General features: G+C 34.4%; 9 protein-coding genes. 4 read left to right on the forward strand and 5 right to left on the reverse strand.

The genetic code is table 11. The annotated features are described in order from the left end of the window. Positions 1 to 555: 555 nt before the first annotated feature. Both V5J73_RS03860 and V5J73_RS03865 read right to left on the reverse strand, forming a co-directional pair. Positions 556 to 813 (reverse strand): hypothetical protein, encoded by a 258-nt coding sequence (locus tag V5J73_RS03860; protein WP_338647755.1) that lies wholly within the window; start codon positions 811 to 813, stop codon positions 556 to 558. Positions 814 to 943: 130 nt separating this feature from the next. Continuing rightward, positions 944 to 1360: a helix-turn-helix domain-containing protein gene (locus tag V5J73_RS03865; protein WP_338647757.1), complete on the reverse strand. Its 417-nt coding sequence runs from the start codon at positions 1358 to 1360 to the stop codon at positions 944 to 946. A 172-nt stretch (positions 1361 to 1532) separates the two neighbouring features. Between V5J73_RS03865 and V5J73_RS03870 the strand changes: the two genes are divergently transcribed. The 4 genes from V5J73_RS03870 to V5J73_RS03885 all read left to right on the forward strand — a co-directional run bounded on the left by V5J73_RS03870 (position 1533) and on the right by V5J73_RS03885 (position 5458). After that, complete coding sequence (locus V5J73_RS03870) at positions 1533 to 3152, forward strand: hypothetical protein (RefSeq protein ID WP_338647758.1); 1620 nt, start codon at positions 1533 to 1535, stop codon at positions 3150 to 3152. A gap of 45 nt (positions 3153 to 3197) precedes the next feature. Further along, positions 3198 to 3554: a hypothetical protein gene (locus V5J73_RS03875; protein WP_338647760.1), complete on the forward strand. Its 357-nt coding sequence runs from the start codon at positions 3198 to 3200 to the stop codon at positions 3552 to 3554. 132 nt (positions 3555 to 3686) lie between these two features. Next, the gene (locus V5J73_RS03880; RefSeq protein ID WP_338647762.1) at positions 3687 to 4190 is read left to right on the forward strand and encodes a hypothetical protein; all 504 of its coding nucleotides are present in this window, start codon (positions 3687 to 3689) and stop codon (positions 4188 to 4190) included. Continuing rightward, complete coding sequence (locus V5J73_RS03885) at positions 4187 to 5458, forward strand: tyrosine-type recombinase/integrase (RefSeq protein ID WP_338647763.1); 1272 nt, start codon at positions 4187 to 4189, stop codon at positions 5456 to 5458. The genes V5J73_RS03880 and V5J73_RS03885 overlap by 4 nt, the downstream gene beginning before the upstream one ends. 404 nt (positions 5459 to 5862) lie before the next feature. Here the strand turns inward: V5J73_RS03885 and V5J73_RS03890 are convergent, their stop codons facing one another. The 3 genes from V5J73_RS03890 to V5J73_RS03900 form a co-directional block, all read right to left on the reverse strand. Further along, positions 5863 to 6102: a hypothetical protein gene (locus V5J73_RS03890; protein WP_338647765.1), complete on the reverse strand. Its 240-nt coding sequence runs from the start codon at positions 6100 to 6102 to the stop codon at positions 5863 to 5865. A gap of 703 nt (positions 6103 to 6805) precedes the next feature. Continuing rightward, positions 6806 to 7882, reverse strand: a complete 1077-nt coding sequence (locus V5J73_RS03895; protein WP_338647767.1) for a PorP/SprF family type IX secretion system membrane protein — start codon at positions 7880 to 7882, stop codon at positions 6806 to 6808. A gap of 13 nt (positions 7883 to 7895) precedes the next feature. Beyond that, positions 7896 to 16790, reverse strand: a complete 8895-nt coding sequence (locus V5J73_RS03900; RefSeq protein WP_338647768.1) for a PKD-like domain-containing protein — start codon at positions 16788 to 16790, stop codon at positions 7896 to 7898. Positions 16791 to 16948 lie beyond the last annotated feature (158 nt).

Here is a 16948-nt window from a genome sequence, read left to right on the forward strand (position 1 = left end):
GTTGCAATCTTTCAGCTTTTTAAAGGATAAAGGCTAATTTAAAGCTAGTGTTTGACATAAACAATCATGGGTAAATATTGCCTATGAAAAGTCTACGATAAATAGGAGGAAATATTCGTTTTTTATTCAGTCGGACTGCCAAAATTTTTTTCAAAAGAAAAAGAAAAAAAAGAAAGCAATACATAATTGGATATGCATCAAACGGAGTGCTATAAGTCCCGAAGGGTGGCACTGCGAAGAATGAGCGGTGACATTATGGGCACGCAGTTGATGAATGTTCAATACCTTAGTTGTACTTTTTGTGATTTTTTAACGGGATATTTTTAAGGTCTTTAGGAGATTGTAAAGCTGTAAGAATATTTATTTCAGAGGTTTTTGAAAGTGTACGCTCCCTTATTCCAATACAGAAGAAAATGTTCCTAAATAATTATGAGATCTTGAATAAGGGGGCGTACTTTTTCAAAAGAATATATTTTTATTAATGTTCAAAATTCTGACTGTTTTCAGGAAGGTTTTTGCACATGATTTAAAAAAATTCTCGCAGTCAAAAATTATTTAATTGTTTTCTTGAAGTAACGTAATGGTGTCAGAAAGATCATGATTTGTGATATAGTCTAAAACAAAATGTTCAACCTCTTTTTTATTCTTAGGTGAAGTGGAAAATGAGTTGAGGTAATACTCTGTATTTTCATCAGCAATATGAATAATTTCAGTGTAGCCTTTCGAAATTAGAGTACCTTTTAATTTCAAAACTTTAAGCTCACTGCTATTATCAATTTCTTTTTTAACTCTTAGCTTAATAGTTTTATCCATCCGATGATTTTTTATTGATACGCAATACTAATATGTTGCGTGATTTTTTTGATTTACTATCTATTATACAAACAAAAAAGAGACTTATGACGGTCTCTTTTTGGAATTAATTATATCTTTTATAAAAGGTTTATTTAGCCTTCAATAATTTTTCCAAATGCTCAACCTTATCTTTTTCTGCTTGGACTAAACGCTCATACAGCTTTCGATTTTCATCATAAGATTCAATCAACTTTTCTAGTGGATTAAAATTGAAAACAGGAGCGAAGGCACCTTGACCATTACTCGCGCTATTATCGTAAAAATTATTGAAATAATTAATCACATTTTCTTCTGAAAAAGTTTTAATTGCTTCTACACTAACACCAAGAGCCTTTGCAACTTCTACAAGTTTTTCGTCGTCTATTGTTTCGCTTGCTTCTATATTAGAAACTGACTGCTGGCTTACACCAATTGCAATAGCCAATGCTTCTTGTTTCATTCCTCGAAGCTCTCTGATTCGGCTTATATTTCTGCCTATATGTTTCGGTTTTGTTGCTGTGTTCATAGTACAAAGATAATTAAAATTCTCTATTTTTTTCAGATCGGTAAAATACAAGCTTGAATTAGTACGATACAATTTCGACTAGTTCGGTACGGTACAATCTATTGTTTACTTGCAATGTGTTTTAAACAAAAATACAATTTTTCGAATAAGTATTAATTAAAAAAGTAAAATTATGAAAACTTCAAAAAAACTTTCATTTCCAAAACTCGAAAACGAGTATTTAGAAAATATCCTAAGACAATTAGTTAATCAACATACTATCATTCAAATGTTTTTTACTAGACAGGTCTCTTTCGTGTTTTCGTATCTTATTATTCACATCGAAAAAAATATAGATGCACAAGAGCTCCAAAAGAACAAATGGGTAAAAAAAGTTAGAAAACGCTATCAGATCGATGTCTATTTCATTTACTCTGAAAGACTTCATCATAGATTTTCTTTAGGACATCCGTTTATTGAATTTTACTGCCAGCCTTCAGCTATTATCTACCAAAATAAAGAGTTGGAAAATCCGCTTATCATTAAAAGTGATTGGAAGAAGTACAAGAAGCGATTTAATATGTTTGAAGACCATTTTCATCACGATCACGATCTTCATTTGTCTCAAGTCCAAAATCTGATTTCAGAAGGTTCTTCAAACAGTGTTTTTACATCTTATGCAAGATTGATTGAATATGATCTTGAATATTTGGAAGAACTGTATTCAGGAAATAGGTCTGCTTCGTTAAATCTAGATGAAAGGATCACTAACCTTATAGAGTACATTCCTGATATTCAAAAATACTTCGTAAGAAACACCCACAGCAAATATTATCTTATTGATCTGTTTGTTAAAGCAAAAGAAGCTTCCATCAATGATGATGAGGTAATATATAAAAATGAAATGTTCGAAGCAGTTGGAATTACTGAACAAAGTCTCTATCATCTTATCGAAAAACGGTTTGAGGAATTAAAGAAATTGATAAAAAAAGGATTATTTGAAAGACACGATATTATATGTCAAATTGATGACAAACCTGAAGATGTAATTCTCAGCGTTGCAATAGAAACCATATTGAACTCGGTTGAAGTCGAACAGATCTACTTATATCATCAAATTACTGACCATGAAAAAACGACTTATTATCTGATGCTTATAGCTATGGGTGCTAGCAATGAAAAATTAAAATTAATCACTCAATCTCTAAAAAGCAAAATAGGAAAAAAATATGATTTCGTTTTGTTAAGCCACAGCCGTTACTGGATACAAACTAATTTGTATCAGCATCAAAGTTTCTTTTCCAAAATTATACAAGGCAAATACTTGACATATTCTTCCAACGAATACCTTCCGGAATTTCATTGGGAGGTACCTCACAATCCTTATCATGCTGATTTAAATTTTTATTATAAGCCGACGAAGGACATTGCCTTGCAATTTTTCACAATAGTTAATGATACAAAAGAAAACTACCAAGGTTTAGATTCCCTTTTCACATTGTTTTTTATGTCCTTTTGTAGGACCTATATTTTTATTAAGACTTACTACCTGCCTAATTATTTGTCAAATCAAACATTATGGCAATTATGCATCTATGCAGATCCCGATATCAGAAAATACAATTATTTAATAGAACAGTTCTGGACTGATTTCTTTCCTTATCTGGATAGGCATATGATGCTTCATCATAAGTTGTTAAAGCTTAGCAAAGATGAGGTTGATCAGATGAACGTTATTGTTGAGAAATTGATGTCTGAACTTCACAATTTGGTTATTGAAGGCAGATTACTATTGCCCTTTGAGCAAGACTGATACATTGTTATTCAATAAAATTAACCGATTTAAAAAATTAAGATCATGGAAAAAGATGAAATTGAAAAGCTAAAGGCTATTAAAAGATTAACTTCCAATTGTCTCAACACTTTGAAGCCAGTTGAAGATAAAAGCGGGATTTATAACTTAAAAATAAGAGTGTACGATTATTTTGAACTCGCTTCGATTATTAGAAATCTACTGAAATTATGCATCGTGGCTCTGGATCAAGATGGAGCTGAAGTTCCCATTACGTTAAAAAATCAGTCAATTGATGTAGGTTTAATACTGGGGATTGCTTTGCAATTATTGCCAAGTGATGAATTTGAGCTGCTAAATGAAATAAGAATATTGTTTCCTGCAGATTCTAGAAATGAAGATGAAAATATTATCAAAGAATAATAATCCATAGCCATCATCGATATATTTTACTTATGATCATTACAAATCAAGATCTTATCTTTATGGCGATAGATGATTGTTGAACACAAAAGACCAGTAATGGTCTATTTTTTAATGGAAAGGATCTTAAAAATGAGAAATGAAGAGGAAATTGAAAAAACAAAAATTACTCCGGAGAAAACTTTGGAAATGTTAAACACAGAAGGACTGGATTTAACTCTTGAACTAAGTAAAAACACGTTTTACGATGAAGAAACAAATATTAAAAATAATCAAAGCAGGTCAACCAATTTGTCAATTTTAACAATTCCAGAGGTTGCTATCAAATTAAAGTTAATTAATAGCGAAGCAGCTAAAAAATGGATAGAAAAAAGAGGGATTAGAATTCATAAATTTTCGAAACAAAATTTGGTTTATGAAATTGAAGTTATATGTGAAATTGAGAAACCTTTTGTAAAAGCGTTAAAAATGAAGTATCCATTATTATGGAAAAACATATACAGACGCCTGGTTAAAGATTACGCAGTATACGAGCTAATAATGTTTCAACTTGAAGGAGAGTTTGATTACGTACCAACAACAAAAATTAAGAGGAACAAAAGCGATGAGAAATTATATAATGATTTAATGGAATGAGAAAGCTAACGTTGCCTAAAAATCCTTACAAAGGAATGAAGATTTATTGCAAAAAATGTAAAGCTGATATTCCAAAATGTGATCATTTTGAAAGCTTTACATATAGAGTAAGAGTTCATGTTCCAGGAACAAAAAAAAGTGTAAAATCTAAAATATTAAATGCTACGGTTTATCGGGATGCTATAACCGAAGCTATAAATTTCGAAAAATATTTAAAATCCAATAATTATCAAACAATAGTAGTTGACTCGGCAGAAGGAAATGATTATTCTGTTATTGATTCCATAATAAAGTATAATCATTATCTAAATGGTGAAAGTGAATATGCTCAATTTAAAAAGAGTGTTACTAATGAACACCGTAAAGAATTAATACGATTTTGTAAATATTTTGCCAAGACATTAAAGAAAAATAAAAACATTGAGTTGACTAGAATTAAAGATGTTAGTAGGCAAGATGTATCGAATTTTTATTCTTGGGCAGATAACCATTATAGCCCGAAAACTTTTAATAAATGTTTGAATGGAGTCAGAGGTTTTTTTGATTTTCTCATAGATATTGAAGAAATTGAAATGAAGAATCCTTTTGGCAAATATTCTCGAAAACAGATACGAAGAACAAATATTGATTCTGTCACTAAAGAAGAGTTTACTAAAATTCTTAAAACAGTTGACACATATAGTCCTTTTCTTGTTCTTGGGGGTAGAGGAGAACGGAAAAACATGTTTAAGCCGTATTTGAAAGATGGTTTTAGATTGTTTTTGTTAACTGGTGGAAGGCGAGAAGAAATTGTTGATTTACGGTGGAGTCATATTTATGTATCTGTTAGTGGAGTGAAATTTTTTAGAATCCAAAATTTAAAAGTTCAGAGAAATCTCAGTAGAGATGAAATATACAAGTATATTCCAATAAATTCTGATTTGTTTGACTTATTGGTGGAGATGGGATATTATGAAAAAAAACAAACTGACGATTATATTTTGTTGCCTGAAAGAAAAGTTCAATCAAAAACAATTATGGATTCACTTTCAAAATCTTTTACACATTACAAAAATGGAGCGGGCATTGAAAAAGATATTAGTTTGAAAAGTTTAAGGAAGACATATATTACATGGGTGCATCAAGTAATGCAAAAAGAAACAGCATTACTAACTTCACATTCGACTACAAAAGTATTGGAATCATATTATATAGATCCTCAAATTTTATCGGTAGTTGAAAGGGCGGCCGTCGAAATAAAGATATTTGGAGAAAATTCTTCACTCTAATTCCTCACTCCTAATATTTTAAAATACTTTTTTTCTTGATTGAAAGCATAAAAAAAACCTTAAAAAAATGTTGTTTAAGGGTTTGCATTGGTATCGAGACCGAGATTTGAACTCGGGACCTCAGGGTTATGAATTAATTTTCTTGCGAAATTTAATCCCTTTTTTACCTTTAAAAGGTATATTTTTTAAAAAAGTGTACGGTTTGGTGTACTGTTTTTGAAATTATTTTCAAGTCTAAATTACTTCTTTTTTCAAAAAAACAGCAACGGTTTTTTATTTATTTTTGAAGTTAAATTCCGTTATAAATTTGATTTTTTTGCCCAATAAATAAGATTGCTAAATGCTATTTTAAATCAAATAATACTTTAGAATTTCTATTGATTGGATCTTTAAAATAAATCTGGTTAAACATTAAAAACTGAAAAGAGGGGAGTAGTGGGGTAAGTTTTAAACTTTTTTTTTGAAGAAAATACATTTTTCAGCAGATAATCTATTGCATCTTGTTGGGTATAGGAGAACTCTTTTTTCTTTTTTTTGGTTATGATAGAGTATTTGGTGTCTTCTTTCCTTTTATACTCATTTACTAAAGCTATATGACGTTGCCTTTCCATTTCTGGAAAAGCAAGAAAAATGTCATATACCATATTAGCAGTTATTAATTAGTTTTTGGGAAGCAACAAACATTGAGTTTGTTTTAATTGCAAATGTGTGATTTTGAATTATTTGCCTGTTTGTATTTGTATGTATTGGTCTTCATTTGTTCATATTTGTTCACATTTGTATAGATTTGTTCACATTTTTTTGCATTAGTATTGATTCGTTTGTATTTGATTGCATTTTTGTTGTTCACGATTAATATTATTATTTAGCAAACGCACTAGCCTATGTCGATTAGATCTGAAATACATATAGCAAATATTTAGCCTTAATTTTTATGTCTAGAAGGATCCTGTCGGTACAGTTGGATTCGGGAGGATTTGTTGGTTAAAGTAGTTTAAAGTAACTTTCAGTAAGATTTGTAAGAGAAAAGAATGTAAAAGTGGCAAATCCACCCGAATCCACCCGAAAACTAGATTACCAACCAAATCGTCTCGAAATGTTATCAAAAACTTCCTTGTTTTATATCAGATGCAGCGATGAGTTGGATTAATTATGAGCTTTAATTGTGATTCAATATTTTTTGCATAAAAAAAACCGCTAAGAGCGGTTTTAGAAATTCTGAAATATTTACTAAGTAAAGTTTTTCCCAAACCCAAGCTGTTGTAACAGATTGTTTAGAAAAATTTGTAGTTAGTAATTAATTCGTTTTATTTTTTTTGATATTGAAGACTTAATTTTTTTAAAATTTTAATCATCATAGTTCCTGCCCCAGGGCCTTCTTGCTAAATAATTATTACAACTATGACATTCTCTGCCTATTTGCCATGTAAGCGAGAATTCATGAACTCCTTGTGTATTCGAAATTTTTGAAGTACTTACATCGTAGGAATAACCAAAAGTGAAGTTAGATATTTTAATAGAACCAATCAGATTCACTGACGTAAGGATATGACTCTCATCACTTTTCATCATAGGATTTGTTGCAGCAATTACTCCGATAATAAATGGATTAAAATGAACAATACTACCAAAATCCAATCGATTATATTGTCCTTGTTTCATAAAATTTGACGTGAGGACTAATTTGGAATCATTTGGTAAGAATGTTAAAGCGGGACTACTATCCAGATTGAAGGCATATCCGCTCTGAAAACTAAAGTTCATATCTAAAGGGAGCTTACCCTGAGAGTCGAAGGCAATATTGGGAGTGTTAAGATGCTTTACTGAAGCTCCAAACCAAAAGTCATCGGAGTAAAGTAATAGACCTGATGAAATGTCCATGAAATCTATTTTATTTTGCAGGCCTAGAAGACTTGGATCTGAACTACCACCACCAATACTGCCATTGTTTGTATTAATTTGATCCTCAAACAAAAGACTTTTAAAGTTAAAGTTTTTAGTTCCATAGCCACCTTCTAAACCTAAAATCATTCTTAATCCGGAATAAAAATTATCTAAGTCAAGATTTAGCGAAAAGACCCCGTTAATTTGAGTGTAATTATAATTTGTAAAAACCTCACGTTGATTTAATATAGTGATGCCTACTCCAATATTTTGAAGATTTGAATCACTTGGACGTGAATCCTCTGCTAAATTCCCAACGGAACCGTTGATAAAGGCGTAATCGGTATCCACTCTTCTAGCTCCATCGGGCCACTGAGTACGGTGCAAAATTCCAGTGTTTAACGTGTTTACGGTTCCTGTAAACGCACCGTTCTGCGTTTCAGGGACAAAATAATAATGTGAAAAAACAGGATCTTGTGCATGAACTTCTATTACAAATATGGAAGTTAACAGGACATATAAAAAAAAATTAAATTTCATTCTCTGTGAGTGATTATTTTATTAATACAAAAGGTTGATTTTCAGTAATAATAGTTCCATAAAAAGTTTCGGCGCTAATTTTACAATAATAATTACCGTTTTCCGCATTCTGTCCTTTTATTTTACCATCCCATCCCTTTAAAGTGTCTCCGGTTTCTGAATAGATTAGTGAACCCCAAGTATCATAAATATCTAATCGAACATTTTTTAAGGCCTTAGTTACGGGTCTGAATGTATCATTCATAGTATCATTGTTGGGTGTGAAGGCATTAGGAACAACAAATAAATATCCTTTTTCAACATTAAAAATAATTTTTTGTACATAGATGCATCCAAATGGATACGTAACAGTTTGTGTAACCGTATACTCTTTTGGATTTTTAAAGGTATGTACTGGGTTAAGATCTGTTGAAAAGCTACCGTCACCAAAATCCCAAACCATACTTATAAAATCACCAGTAGTGGTATTGGTAAACTGTATGGGATCGATTATTGAATAAGTCCCATACGTTACTAAAGAATAGGAGGTTGAAATAAATGAAGGTGTTCCAAGGGACTGCAATTTAACATTGAAGGAATAATTTGCTTTACAACCCAAAGCATCCGTAACATATAATATTGCTGTTCCGTTTTGACTGGTATTCATCATTTCATTATTTGAACCGCTGACCGTTCCGCTGGACCATGTCAATTGGTAGGGTGGAGCGCCACCCGAAACTTGGGCTACAAATGTTTGTTTTACGAACTTCGTTTCACAGTCAAATTCTGTTTTTGTAGCTACGCCAATTTCGATAGGCGGTGGTCTGTTGATACTGTATTGCGCCTGTTTTGAACAGCCTCTGCTATCTATAACAGTAACCAAATAATTTCCTGCAGGAATATTCACTAAATCTTCTGTTGTAGATCCGTTTGACCAAGCATAAGTGAAAGGTGGTGTACCTCCAGCAACCAGAAGATTTATTGCACCACTATTGGCATTGTCACAATCAAAGGCATTGTCTACATTGGCAGATAGAATTAAAGGTTGAGGTTCTAATATAATAAAAGTCTTTTTAATTGTACAGGGCTTGCTGTCAACAATCGTTACCGTGTAAGAGCCTGGTCCCAGATTGTTCCTGACATTTCCAGCTACTGCATTATCATCCCAAACCAATCTCACAGGAGCAATCCCTCCAATAATATTTAGATTGATACTACCATCATGGGAACCAAAACAAGAAATATTTTTAACCACCGGATTGATTGTGAAAATGGGTGCTTCAGGGATATTTACATTCAGTGTTTTTACACAATTATTGGAATCTGTAACGGTGATCAGATAATCCCCAGCCGATAGATTATCCTGAAACGTTCCACCTCCCAGATTACTCCATGCAATAGTATAAGGCGTAACACCACCATTTATAGCAAGAGTTATAGTAGCATCATCAGAACTATAGCAGATTATTGGTGTCGTAGTGGCTGCCAAAACAATGGCAGTTGGTTGAGTAAGTGTAACACTTAATGCTTTAGAACAACCCGAATTATCGCTAACCAGTACATTATAAGTTCCAGCAGTAATGGCAGTGAGATTTTTATTGGAACTTGTAAATCCGTTAGGTCCAGTCCAAGCAAAGTTATAGCCCGAAAGTGCAGGTGTTCCTCCAACGGCAGCAATCTCTATTGCTCCTGTAGCTTCTCCAAAGCACAATATATTGGTTTGGCTTATTAGGCTTACCGCTAATATTGGTGGTTCGGTAATGGTAAATGTTACTGTTTTTGGACCGCAATTATTAGCGTCAGAAACGGTAATCATGTAAATTCCTGGACTTAAATGGGTCAAATCTTCGGTAGTTGCATAGGGAATTCCATCTTTCGTCCAAGTATAATTATAATTTAATGTACCTCCAGTGATTGTGATTTTAATTTCACCATTGGCATCATTAAAGCAAGTAATGTCTTTTTCTAGATCAGTAGTTATATTAATATCGTCAGGTTGCGTAATATTTACTGTTTGAACCTTCGTACAATTATTAGCATCGGTAACGGTCAAATGATAAGTTCCTGCAATTAATCCTGTTGCATTTAAAGAAGTTTGTACCGGAGTTGTATCCCAAGAATATGATAAGATTCCCGTTCCTCCGCTAGCTAAAACAGAAACTGCGCCTGTATTATTTCCATAACAATCTACATTGGTTTGTGAGGCTATTGAAATTACAATACCGTTTGGCTCAGTGATAGTGGCTTGAGTGGTTGTAGTACAACCATTAGCATCTGTAATGGTGGCCGTATAAGTACCCATTGCAAGATTTGTTGCTGTAGCTGCTGTTTGAACTGGTATTGTATTCCAAGAATAGCCATAAGGTGCTGTACCTCCGTTAATAGATACAGTTGCTGTACCGCTGCTGTTTCCTGAACAGAAAACATCTGTTTGAGCGGATATAGTTGCGTACATTCCTACTGGTTCTGTTATTGTTACAGGGCTTGAATCTACACATCCATTTGCATCTGTAACCGTTACATTATAAGTTCCTGCTGTTAATCCGGTAGCCGTTGCCGAGGTTTGAATTGGGTTAGTATTCCAATAATACGTGTAAGGTGAGGTTCCTCCATTAACCGAAACTGTTGTATTTCCATTACTTCCTCCAAAACAACTCACGTTAGTTGAATTAGAAATTGTGGTAGTCAAATCCGCTGAAGGCTGAGTAATGAGCACAGTTAAAATTTTGGAACAACTATTAGCATCTGTTACAGTTACATTATAAGTACCTGCTATTAATCCCGTTGCTGTTTCAGTTGTTTGCATTGGAATAGTATCCCATGAATAAGTTAAAGCTCCTGTTCCTCCAGTTGCAGATACCGTTGCAGAACCGGTATTATTGCCAAAACAGAGCACATTGGTTTGTGATGATATGGATGCTGTAATCCCATTTGGTTCCGTTATTGTAGCCAGTTTTTGGATCGAACAATTATTAGCATCTGTAATAGTAACCGTATAATTTCCTGCTATCAAACCTATTGCTGTTGCTGTGGTTTGAATTGGATTTGTATTCCAAGAATAGGTGAGAGTCCCTATTCCTCCAGTAGCATTTACCGTTGCTGAACCTGCTGCACTTCCAGCACAACTGATATTTGAAGGATATGATATGGAAGCTGAAATACCGCTGGGTTGTGTGATTTCTATTCCCGCAATTGTTTTACTACTTCCATTTGCATCGGTAACTTTAATGTCATAAATGCCTGCGGCCAAATTACTAAAAGTATAATTCGTAGCCGCTGAATTAACAATACTACTGATTGTTCCTCCACCTTGCAAAGTCAATAAATAATCATAAGGTCCAACAGATTGTTGTGTAATATCAACTTTAATGGCTCCAGTCAAATAGCTAAAACACAATACATCGATTTGTGCTGCAGTATCTTCTTGAATAAGTAAAGGTAACGGTGACGTTAAGTTAAAATTTAATACCACAGGGTTACAAAGTCCATCGTTTATAGTTAATGAATATGCACCCGCTGGAACATTTGAAATGTCCTGGCTTGTCGTAAGTGGAAAACCGCTCGGTCCTGACCAAAGGTATGTATAAGTACCTGAACCTCCTGTAACAGTAACATTGATCGCTCCATCATCGGCATCAACAGTGCTCACATTAAAACCATTAAAGTTAGACAATATACTGGATGTATTTATAGCAGGATTTACCGTTATTTTATACTCCAAAGGTGGTCCCGAACAAGAAACCCCGTTGTTTTCGAAAGTTGCTGTTGCAGTGTAAATTACAGTTAGTGCCGTTGCTGTTACATTTACCAAAGTCTGAGTTTGGATAGTTTCTGTTCCCGAACCTGTTGCTCCAGTAATTCCAGTAGGAATAGTTGCTGTCCAATTAAAAGTTACATTTCCAGTAGTAAGACTTGATATACTTATCAAAGAACTAGCACTTCCAGAGCAAAGTATTTGATTTGGTCCCGAAAATTGAACTTTTGGAGAAGGGTTAACTGTTACTACTGCCATAAATGAAGGGCCTGCGCAGGTTCCAGATTTTGGAGTTACGGTGTATGTAGCCGTTTGAACATCATTTGTAGGATTAGTTAATGTACCTTTAATCGTTGTTTGATTTGCCAATGCTACACCTCCCGTCATTCCTCCCGTAACTACAGGTGCCGACCACGAATACGTGGTTCCAACCGGGACAGTATTTCCCGCACCGTCTGCAGGAACTATTGAAAAAGAAGTATTAGAACAGATGGTTTGCGCTTGTGCGTTCGTGATAGAAGGGACTGGATTCACAGTAATAGTATAAGGAAAGGTAACACCTTGACAGCTTACACCACTGTTTGATTCAGCTTTCGCTAAATAAGTAACCACAATAGGAAGATTAGTGGTATTAATTAATGTCTGAACCGGAATTGTATTGGTCCCATTAGTCAAAACCCCAAGTATTCCAGAGGGTTGCAAGGCGGTCCAAGTAAAACTTGTACCAGATGAACTGGTTAAATTGACAACGGTGCTTGAAGATCCAGAGCACACCACTTGATTTGAAGGTGTAAATGAAACTGTCGGAGATGGATTTATAGTGATGGTAAATGTTTTGGATGCTCCAGAACAACCATTTACATTTGGAGTAACGGTAATAGTAGCAATAATAGGTGTAGTTCCGTTATTTATTGCAGTAAAAGCAGTTATTTCTCCCACGCCGTTTGCTCCTAATCCTATATTTGAATTGCTATTGGTCCAATTGTAACTCGTATTTGGAATTGTTCCCGAAAATAAAGTAGCGGTGGTTGATTGGCCGTTACAAACCGTTTGATTCGAAGGTAAATCAACTGTAGGTGTTGGGTTAACAGTGATGATAAAAGTGGTTTGAGTTCCAAAACAGCCATTTGCTTTCGGCGTTACAATTATAGTTGCAATTACTGGTGTTATTCCAGTATTTATTGTTGTAAAACTTGGAATACTGCCACTTCCTGTAGCGGCTAAACCTATTGAAGGTGTATCATTCGTCCAATCAAAAGTAGTTCCAATTACACTTCCAGTAAAAAGGATAGAGCCACTGGCGATGCCATTACATTTTACCAGATTGGTTATCGAATTAACGTTCGGTCGCGGATTAACAGTTATTTTAAATGTTTTGGATAAACCCTTACAACTGTTAGCTGAAGGTGTTACGGTAACTGTTGCAATTACTGAAGTTAAACCTGTATTAATTGCTGTAAATGATGGAATGGAATTGCTACCAGAAGCTGCTATTCCAATGCTTGTAAGATTGGATGACCAATTATAGGTTGCGCCTGAAACATTTCCTGAAAAATTAATCAGTGTACTTGTTTCTCCAGCACAAAGAATAATATCTGTGGTCGCATTTACATCTGGTTTTGGATTTACAGAAACCACAACATCAAACGGTAAACCTATACAACCATTGAATGATGGTATTATGGTATAAGTTGCTGTTTGAACAACAGTAGTTGTATTGTTTAATGTTCCAGTTATATTAGTTTGATTTGTTCCTGAAATCCCACCAGTAATTCCACCCGTTAAAATTGGATTACTCCAAGAATAAGTTGTTCCTGAGGGAATATTATTTCCAGCACCGTTAGTTGGGCTAACAGTGAAAGACAAACCACTACAACTAATCGCAGTCATATTCGCAGTAATAATTGGTTTTGGTTTTACAGTTATGGTATAAAGAAATGTAGCTCCAGCACAAGTTGCTCCACTTGATAATGTTGACGTGGCATTATACGTTACAACAATATTGGCATTTGTATTATTGACTAAAGTTTGCGCAGAAATTGTATTGGTTCCGCTTATTGCGATTCCTGATATTCCTGATGGTTGGATTGCCGTCCAATTTAAAGTTGCTCCAGCAACACTGCTTAATGTTACCAAAGCCGAAGTATCACCTGAGCAAATGGTCTGGTTTGGTATTGAAAAGGTAACTACTGGAGACGGGTTTACAGTAATGATAAAGTTTTGCGATGTTCCTGTACATCCATTAGCTGTTAGGGTAACACTTATTGTTGCTGTAATAGGGTTTCCACTCGTATTTTTTGGTATAAATGAAGTTATATTTCCCGTTCCGTTTGCAGCTAAACCGATAGCAGCATTAGAATTAGTCCATGTATAAGTAGTTCCTGAAACGTTATTGCTAAAAATTATTGGACTAGTTGCAACTCCATTACAATACTCTTGATTGGTCAAGACCAATGGAGTGGGAGTGGGATTAACAGTGATAGTAAATGTTTTTGGAATTCCATTGCAACCCAATGCATTTGATGAAGTAACGGTAATAGTTGCCACAACAGGGGATATTCCTACATTTGTAACAGTAAAAGCTGGAATATTACCAGCTCCGCTTGCCGCTAACCCAATGGAAGGGGTATTATTGGTCCATGAGAAGGTAGTTCCAACTGCATTACTGCCAAAAGTAATTGTATTTTGAAGAGCAGTATTGCAAAGCACCGAGTTACTGACAGAGTTTACTGTAGCCTCTGGATTGACGGTGATAGTAAATGTTTTTGCAGGTCCTGAACATCCATTTAGTGAAGGTGTTACTGTTATTGTAGCAGTCAAGACTGTTGTTCCGGCATTAGTAAGAGTAAAAGGATTTATATTTCCAGTACCTGCAGCCAATAAGCCTATTGCTGTATTGTTGTTTGTCCAACTGTAAACTGCACCAGCAAGTCCCCCGCTAAACAAGATAGCGTCGGATTGCTGTCCTTTGCACTTTTGTTGGCTTGTAATATCATCGACAGCTGGTGTGGGTTTGATAGTGACGGAGCTGTTTACGGTTGTTGTTCCACATTCATTGGTTACTTTCAAAGAATAGGAAAAGATTCCTGAATTAGTATAACTAATAGGACCGGGGTTCGCAGTTGTCGCAGTTGCTGGTATTCCATTTGGGAAACTCCACTCGTACGTCAGGGGAGATTGGGTCCCACAGTTAATTACAGTCGCTGTTGGATTAATTACTGTTGAAACTCCCGTTTGGCAAAGAGGTGCAATTGGCGCAATTGTAACCTTTGGAGGTTGTTTAACGGTGAACGTTTTAATTACAGATTGGGAAGGCGTGCAAGAATTAGTTGCGGTTAGCTTAATGCTATAAGTTCCAGGCTCAGTGAAATTAAAGGAAGCGTTAGCACCAGTTTGATTTGAAATTGGTGCAATAGTTGTTCCACAACTTGATGGAACAAAAGTTGTACTCCACACATAAGTTGGGGGACTGCAAGAATTAGTTTCAACCGTTGTGTTTGTAGCAGTGATTGTTTGCGGTGAACAACCTGAACTTTCTGTTAGTGTAAAGTTAGGAACAAGTGGAGCCTCAACACATATAGTTTTTGTTATTTGATCAAAGGAGCATGAGTTACCACCTGCTTTTAATGTAATTGTATAAGTTCCTGGTGTATTGAAAATTGGACAAATTGCATTTGTGCCAGATATCCATGTGTTTATGTTTGTAGATCCATTGTTATCGCTACCTAATGACCCACTATTTAGTGTGAAGCCTGTTGAAGGAGAAATTATCCAAACTAATTTTGGAGCTCCACAGGAAGTATTTGTCGGGATTTCCCCTCCAATTGTTGTGTTGGTTAAGCATATTGCATTATTAGTACAAATTATTGGTTGTGGAATTGTAAAATTAACAATTGGAGCAATGGAAACACGTATTGGGACAACGCTCCCCCCTGATGTATCACAAGGGTTTGAAGCTTCAATATTTGCTGAAAAGGAATTTTGATAAATTGTTGAACCGTTATTACTAGTAATCCCGCACGAAGATTTTAAAAAGGTATGAGTAACAGAAGCTGGGGGAGGATGACTAAAAGTCAAAGGTGCCGAACCATCATTAAAAGTAACAGTATAAATAGTTCCCGGAGGATTGTTTTCTGTTCCTGTGATAGGAAACGTTAGTGGTGTTGATATACAAATATTCGTATTACCGGGATTTCCTATTCCTACTGCTGGATTATTACCTACAAAAACTTTGTATATTCTCGAAATCGAACATCCATTTTGACTTTTTACAGTGTATGTCAATGTCCATAGTCCAACAGCATAGGTATGTGTAGTTGTTGAAAATGTAGTTGAAGTAAAATCAGGAGTTGAATCACCCCAATTTATCGAATAATTATTGTTTGTTGCTGATGTAGTAGAGGCATTGATAAATTGAATATCTGAGTTCGTATTTGTACATACCCTAAAAGTCTTAAAGCCATTATAAATATCAGAAACTGCATCTGAATTTAAAGTTGTATCTGGATTTTGAATTGTGACAACTTTGGTTATTTTTTTTGCACATCCATTATTATCAGTAACAGTCAAAGATACATTAAACGATTGTGTCGAATTTCCGTTCGTATTACTAAAAACATGAGTGGGATTTGGATTTGTAGAAGTATTTGCACTGCCATTTCCTCCAAAATCCCATAAATAACTAAAATTAGGGTTTCCAGAAACTGTTGATGTAAATTGTATTGCAGTTCCTGAGCACTGATTATCTGAAAAAGTAAAATTTACAACTGGTAATGGATTTACTATAATTGTTACTGTTTTATTACTAGAAAGAGCAACATCTTTACCTTCACTGTCCTTAACAGTAGTTAAAATATAGGAGAAAGTTCCAGGTGCATTCGTTGGTTGAGAAACGGTTACACTTTTGTCATTTCCTGTTGTTGAAACATTTATTTGAGTTCCTCCATTTATGGTATAAGTAAAAGTATAAGGGGCTTTTGCATTATCGTCAACCTCAAATGTTATTACAGGCTGTGCTGCATTCAAACATACTGTTGCATTTCCTATTATTTGCCCAGTTGGATCTGCAACTGTTTTTAGTTTTATGATTTCCTCTGTTTTATTTGAAGAATAAGCAGGACTAGCATTAAAAATTAATAAAACGAATAAAAATATAATCTTGTAAAATTGTTTCATAATTGTGCATTAATTCAACCAACGTATACTATGTTTTTACGTCTGAAGAAAGTAGTTTTGCCAAATATAACGTAATGCTTTTCTATTACCTTACGGTATTCCTTAAATAAGTTATTTCTAGTAAAAATAATTTTGTTGATTTTAGTGTTGTGAAATCG

It is taken from the genome of Flavobacterium sp. KS-LB2 (genome assembly GCF_036895565.1).
In the GTDB taxonomy this organism is placed as follows: Bacteria; Bacteroidota; Bacteroidia; order Flavobacteriales; family Flavobacteriaceae; genus Flavobacterium.

Coding starts and splice junctions, on each gene's coding strand:
- V5J73_RS03870 (WP_338647758.1), top strand. CDS start 1,533: ATGAAAACTTCAAAAAAACTTTCATTTCCAAAACTCGAAAACGAGTAT.
- V5J73_RS03900 (WP_338647768.1), bottom strand. CDS start 16,790: ATGAAACAATTTTACAAGATTATATTTTTATTCGTTTTATTAATTTTT.
- V5J73_RS03895 (WP_338647767.1), bottom strand. CDS start 7,882: ATGAAATTTAATTTTTTTTTATATGTCCTGTTAACTTCCATATTTGTA.
- V5J73_RS03875 (WP_338647760.1), top strand. CDS start 3,198: ATGGAAAAAGATGAAATTGAAAAGCTAAAGGCTATTAAAAGATTAACT.
- V5J73_RS03890 (WP_338647765.1), bottom strand. CDS start 6,102: ATGGTATATGACATTTTTCTTGCTTTTCCAGAAATGGAAAGGCAACGT.
- V5J73_RS03860 (WP_338647755.1), bottom strand. CDS start 813: ATGGATAAAACTATTAAGCTAAGAGTTAAAAAAGAAATTGATAATAGC.
- V5J73_RS03880 (WP_338647762.1), top strand. CDS start 3,687: ATGAGAAATGAAGAGGAAATTGAAAAAACAAAAATTACTCCGGAGAAA.
- V5J73_RS03885 (WP_338647763.1), top strand. CDS start 4,187: ATGAGAAAGCTAACGTTGCCTAAAAATCCTTACAAAGGAATGAAGATT.
- V5J73_RS03865 (WP_338647757.1), bottom strand. CDS start 1,360: ATGAACACAGCAACAAAACCGAAACATATAGGCAGAAATATAAGCCGA.